Raw genomic sequence first — 5,480 nt, forward strand, 5'->3', positions numbered from 1 at the left:
CAGCGACTCGACGCCGACGACGAGGACACCGCCGCCGGAGCTGCCGCCCTGCCCCGGCGCACGCGAGCGCCTTAGGACGATCTCGTCGTCGTCGCCCTTGCGGTCCGGCGCCGGCCGCAGCAGGGCCTCGATGCTGTGCAGCGACAGCTCGTCCTTGCCGACCACCTCGAACAGCGCGTCGGCGCTGCGGAAGCCGAGCTGCGCGGCGAGGTCGCCGTGCTTGAGCGCAGTCCGCCCCTCGCGTTGCAGGAGCTTCTCGTCCGCCTCGCGGCCGCGCGCGATCGTGGCCGCCAGGGCCAGGGCGTTGAACCAGGCCCGCACCTTGGCCTTCGAGCGCGCGCTCTGCAGGTAGCCGAGCTCCGGGTTGAGCCAGTCGAGCGAGGGGCCGCCGCTCTTCGCGGCGGTGATCTCGACCACCTGGCCGCTCTGCAGCCGGGTGCCGAGCGGGACCATGGCGCCATCGACCTTGGCGCCGCGGCAGCGGTGGCCCAGATCGGTGTGAACGGCGTAGGCGAAGTCGATCGGCGTCGCGCCCGCGGCCAGTTCGACGACCTGGGCCTGCGGCGTGAACACGTAGATGCGGTCCTGGAAGAGCCCCTGGCCCGATCCTGCGTCGGCGTTCGCTGACGCGCCCACCTCCGGCGTCGCGTCGGCGGCGAGGTCGCGCTCCCAGGCCAGGAGCTGGCGCAGCACGACCAGGCGGGCCTGGGCGACACGGGCCTCGAAGGCGCCGCCGGCGATCGACGCCGCGACCCCGGCCGGCGCCTCCTTGTAGGCCCAGTGCGCGGCGATGCCGAACTCGGCGTGCTCGTGCATCTCGCGGGTGCGGATTTGGATCTCGACGGCACGGCCCTCGTCGTCCAGCACCACGGTGTGCAGCGAACGGTAGCCGTTTGCCTTCGGCCGCGCGATGTAGTCGTCGATCTCGACCGGGACCGCGCGGAAGCGCTCGTGGACACGGCCGAGGACGGCGTAGCAGCCAGCCACGTCCGGAACGATGACGCGCAGGGCGATCACGTCGAGGACGCCGCCGAAGCCGAGCCCCTTGCGCGCCATCTTCTTCCAGATGCTGTAGAGATGCTTCGGGCGGCCCTGCAACTCGGCGACGAGGCCGCGCGCGGCGAGGTCGGCGCCGAGCAGCGCGCGCAGGGCGTCGACCCGCGCCTCGCGGTCGGCACGGCGCTCGTCGAGCATGGCGGCGATGGCGCGGTAGTGCTCGGGGTCGCTGAAGCGGAAGGACAGGTCCTCGAGCTCCCACTTCACCTGCCAGATGCCGAGGCGGTTGGCGAGCGGCGCGAAGACTTGCAGCGTTTCCAGCGCGATCGCTTCCGGACACGGCCGCTTGCTCGCGGCGTGGAAGCGCAGCGTCTGCAGGCGCGAGGCCAGGCGCAGCAGCACGACCCGGAGGTCGCGCGAGAAGGCGAGCAGCATCTTGCGAATGCGCTCGACCTGGCGGCTGCGCTCGGCGGCGTCGAGCGCGGCGCCCTGCGCCGTTCGTTGCAGCTCGCCGAGCTTGCGTGCGTGCGCGACGAGCTCGGCCTGCGAGGCGCCGAACAGCGGCGTCAGGACCTCGTCGGGCTTGCCGAGCTGGTCGGCGGCATGGACCAGATAAGCAGCGGCGCACAGGGCCGGCGCGGCCCCGATCGCGGCGAGGATCGCGGCCGTGCCGTCGGCGTGGGCGAGCACCGCCTCGCCCGTCGGCAACTCGCGCCCGTGCAGCAAAGGCGCAGCGAAGGCGCGGGCCCGCGGCACTGCGTTCTCCGGCACCGCTTCCTCGGCGACCCCGAGCAGGCGGACGATCGGTGCGGCGGCGCCGTGGGCCACCGACGAATCGGTCTTCATGCTCAGGCGGCCAGCAGGAACTCCCGCAGCACCGCCACCTGACCCGCGTCGACCAGGGTGGGCGCGTGGCCGACCCCCCGGAACTCGTGCAGACGGGCGCGCGGTCCGCGCTGCGTCATCGCCTCGGCGGTGGCCCGCGACAGCACATCGGAAGACTCGCCGCGCACGAGCAGCGTCGGGCAGCGGATCGCGTCGTAGGCGGCCCAGAGCGCGGCCTCGCCAGCGGCGGCGGCCTGGGGCGTGATCTGGCGCAGGGCGACGGCGATCGCCGGGTCATAGTGGAGGCGCAAGGCCGCCTCCGAGCGGCGCAGCATCGGCTCGGTCAGGGCCATCCACTGCTCGCGGCTGTGCGGGCCGAAGCCTTGCGAGATCGTCTGCAGGTAGTCGGCCGCCTCGCCGGCCGAGCCCCAGGTGAGCGGCGCGCCGACGTAGCCGGCGATGCGGGCGATGCCGGCGGCGTCGATGGCCGGGCCGACGTCATTGAGCACCAGGCGCTCGATCGGCGACCCGGGCAATGCCGCCAGGGCCATGCCGATCAGGCCGCCCATCGACGTGCCGACCCAATGCACCGTCTTCGCGTCGAGGCGGGCCAGCAGCGTCACCATGTCGGCCAGGTAGGCGTGGATCTGGTAGCCGCCCGGGTCCACCAGCCAGTCGGACTCGCCGCGGCCGACGACGTCGGGGCAGACGACCCGATAGTCGGCGCGCATCGCGGCGGCGAGGGTGTCGAAGTCCCGGCCCTGGCGCGTCAGGCCGTGCACGCAGATGAGGACGCGGCCGGGGTCGGCGCCGCCGTGGTGACCCCAGTCCCAGTAAGCCATCCGGTGCAGACCCCGGGTGTCGAGGCACTGCACGTGGCGCAGAGAGGGTTCGTTCATGGGGCCTCCTTCACTTCATCTGCACCGTGCCGTTGACGGTCGCGGTCACGATCGACTTGCCGGGCTCGACTGAGAGCGCCTCGCTCGACGGAGCAGCTCCGACGGCCTGCATGCGCAGCATCGGCATCGGCCCGCCCTCCGGGTCGCTCGTGGCGACGCTGACCTCCCGGATGGTGTAGCCGGAATAGCCGAACTGGCGGGCGTAGTCGGCCGCCTTGCCGCGGTAGCGGGCGATCGCCTCGACGGCGATCTCGGCCTCGACGCGCTGGCTGGCCTGGCGCGACAGCCGATGCCCGACCCGGGCCACGGTCATCGTGTTGATGCGGCCGGCGAGCTGGCCGATGGCGGCGATGTCGCGGCCCTCGACGATGAGCTCCGCCGAGCCCTGCCAGCCGCTCAGGCTTGGCGGACTCGTGGCGGTGCCGCCGGCATAGCGCGGGTACAGGGAGAAGTTTCCCGTCTGCACCTCCACCTCGCCCGGCCGCGCGGCCTTGCGCGCTTCGGCCAGGGCGGTGTCGAGGGCCCGCTTCAGCTGCGCCTGGACCGCGTTCGCATCGGGGCCCTCCCGCGAGGTCGAGAAGGTGATCGCGAGCAGGTCCTTCGTGACCTCGACGCTGGCCTGGGCGCTGAGTCCGAGCACGCCTTCGACGGTCTGCGCCTGGGCCAGGGCGATGCCGGGAACGACCGTGCAGAGCACCGACAAGGTCAGCGACGCCGCGGGCCTGCTGCAGTTCATGATGGATTCCTCAAGGCACGGCGTTCAAGGTTGTAACTTCTCGTCAGCGGCGCCCGTAACGGCCGGCAAAGCCCCGCAGAATCCCGATTGTTACAAATGGGGAAGCGATGAACACGGCCACCAACGCCCGCCCGGATCGCATCGTCGTCGTCGACGATGATGCCCGCATTCGCGACCTGTTGCGACGCTACCTGACCCAGGAAGGCTTCGAGGTCCTGCTCGCCGAGGACGCCAAGGCGCTCAACCGCCTGCTCACCCGCGAGACGATCCATTTGATCGTCCTCGACCTCATGCTGCCCGGCGAGGACGGGCTCTCCATTTGCCGGAGATTGCGGGCCGCCAACGACGTGACCCCGATCATCATGCTGACCGCCAAGGTGGAAGACGTCGATCGCATCGTCGGCCTCGAAGTGGGCGCCGACGACTACCTGCCCAAGCCCTTCAACCCGCGCGAGCTGCTGGCCCGGATCCACGCCGTCCTGCGCCGCCGGCCCACGCTCGAGGCCCCGGGGGCCCCGGCGCTCGATGCCCAGACCGTGATCTTCGGGCCGTTCAACTTCGACCTGGCGCTGCGCCGGCTCACCAAGGACGGCGAGCAGATCGCCCTGACCACCGGCGAGTTCTCGATGCTGAAGGCGCTGGTGCGGCACCCGCGCCAGCCGCTGTCTCGCGACAAGCTGGCGCAACTGGCCCGCGGCCGCGAATTCGAACCGTTCGATCGCAGCCTCGACGTCCAGATCTCGCGCCTGCGCAAGATGATCGAGCCCGACCCGGCACAGCCGCGCTACATCCAGACGGTCTGGGGCGTGGGCTACGTGTTCGTGCCGGACGGCGCTGCCTGACGGAAGGTCCAGGCCCGCCATGGGAGCTCAGACGCGGGGCCGCCCGGGTCCGGACGAGGCATTGACGACCCCCGAGCCGCCGCGGGCGGCCTCGCGCCGCGGCCGGCGCCCCCAGGATTCCGGGCAGACGGAGCGCAAGAAGCCTTCGCCCAAGCCACGCATGGCGAAGAAGTTCGTCGCCCTGAGCCTGTTCTGGCGCACCTTCTTCCTGCTCGCCCTGCTGCTCGCCAGCGGCGTCTTCGCGTGGGTGCAGACCTTTCGCGCCCTCGAGTTCGAGCCGCGCGCGGTGCAGGTGGCGCAGCAGATCGCCAGCCTGGTCAACCTGACCCGGGGCGCCCTGTCGGGCACCGACGGCATCAACCGGATTGCCATCATCAAGAGCGTGTCCAATGTCGGGCCGGTGAAGCTGAGCCCGCGCGAGCCGAACGACGGCTGGGAGCCGTTCCAGTCCGACCGCTTCCAGAACGTCATCGAGCGCGAGCTGCGCGACGCGCTCGGCGCCGACACCATCGTCGCCCGCAGCATGAACGGCCAGCCGGGCCTGTGGGTCGGTTTCTCGATCGCGCGCGACCAGTACTGGCTCAAGGCCGACCCGGCACCGCTCGGGCCGATGTCGACCAGCACCCTCGTCCTGTGGGTCAGCATCGCCCTCCTCGCGACCATCCTCGGCTCGGCCGGCATCGCCCGCCTCATCAACCGGCCGCTCCAGGACCTCTCGTTCGCGGCCAGCCGGATCGGCGAGGGCGAGTACGACTCGCGCCTCGACGAGACGACGCTCACCAGCGAGATCCGCCAGGTCAACATGGGCTTCAACCGGATGGCGCGCGAGCTGGCCAAGGTCGAGCAGGACCGCGCTGTCATGCTGGCCGGCATCTCGCACGACCTGCGCACGCCCCTGTCGCGCCTGCGTCTCGAGGCCGAAATGAGCGTCCAGGACGAGGAAGCGAAGAGCAACATGGCGATGGACATCGACCAGCTCGACGCCATCATCGACAAGTTCATGGACTACGCCCGGCCGGGCGAAGTCAAGCTGGTGCCGGTCAACGCGGCCGCGATCGTAGAGCGCGAGGCCGCCGCCTTCCGCGACACCAGCCAGATCCGGATTCAGTCGAAGGTGGCACCCGACACGCGCGTCCTCGCCGACGACGTGGAGCTGGGCCGCGTCCTGCAGAACCTGTTCGA

General features: G+C 71.3%; 5 protein-coding genes. 2 read left to right on the plus strand and 3 right to left on the minus strand.

What is annotated here, in order from left to right; genetic code table 11:
• From AC30N0_RS20510 to AC30N0_RS20520, 3 genes are all read right to left on the minus strand, one after another.
• A partial coding sequence (locus AC30N0_RS20510; protein WP_489519725.1) for a RelA/SpoT family protein occupies nucleotides 1-1,842 on the minus strand: 1,842 nt, incomplete at its 3' end.
• Nucleotides 1,843-1,844: 2 nt separating this feature from the next.
• Nucleotides 1,845-2,720: an alpha/beta fold hydrolase gene (locus AC30N0_RS20515; protein ID WP_489519726.1), complete on the minus strand. Its 876-nt coding sequence runs from the start codon at nucleotides 2,718-2,720 to the stop codon at nucleotides 1,845-1,847.
• A 10-nt stretch (nucleotides 2,721-2,730) separates the two neighbouring features.
• A complete protein-coding gene (locus tag AC30N0_RS20520) occupies nucleotides 2,731-3,456 on the minus strand; it encodes an SIMPL domain-containing protein (protein WP_489519727.1) in 726 nt (241 codons plus the stop codon).
• Nucleotides 3,457-3,563: 107 nt separating this feature from the next.
• On the opposite strand from AC30N0_RS20520, the gene ompR reads away from it, so the two are divergent.
• Nucleotides 3,564-4,298, plus strand: coding sequence for an osmolarity response regulator transcription factor OmpR (gene ompR / locus AC30N0_RS20525; protein ID WP_489519728.1), 735 nt, complete (start codon nucleotides 3,564-3,566; stop codon nucleotides 4,296-4,298).
• A gap of 160 nt (nucleotides 4,299-4,458) precedes the next feature.
• Nucleotides 4,459-5,480: HAMP domain-containing protein (locus tag AC30N0_RS20530; RefSeq protein WP_489519729.1), on the plus strand; the 1,022-nt coding region annotated here is incomplete at its 3' end.

This window comes from Rhizobacter sp. (assembly GCF_031412495.1).
Lineage (GTDB): Bacteria > Pseudomonadota > Gammaproteobacteria > Burkholderiales > Burkholderiaceae_C > Schlegelella_A.

What these genes read in the sequence shown, in the direction of transcription:
- AC30N0_RS20515 (WP_489519726.1), bottom strand. Translation starts at nt 2,720, where the DNA reads ATGAACGAACCCTCTCTGCGCCACGTGCAGTGCCTCGACACCCGGGGT.
- AC30N0_RS20520 (WP_489519727.1), bottom strand. Translation starts at nt 3,456, where the DNA reads ATGAACTGCAGCAGGCCCGCGGCGTCGCTGACCTTGTCGGTGCTCTGC.
- ompR (WP_489519728.1), top strand. Translation starts at nt 3,564, where the DNA reads ATGAACACGGCCACCAACGCCCGCCCGGATCGCATCGTCGTCGTCGAC.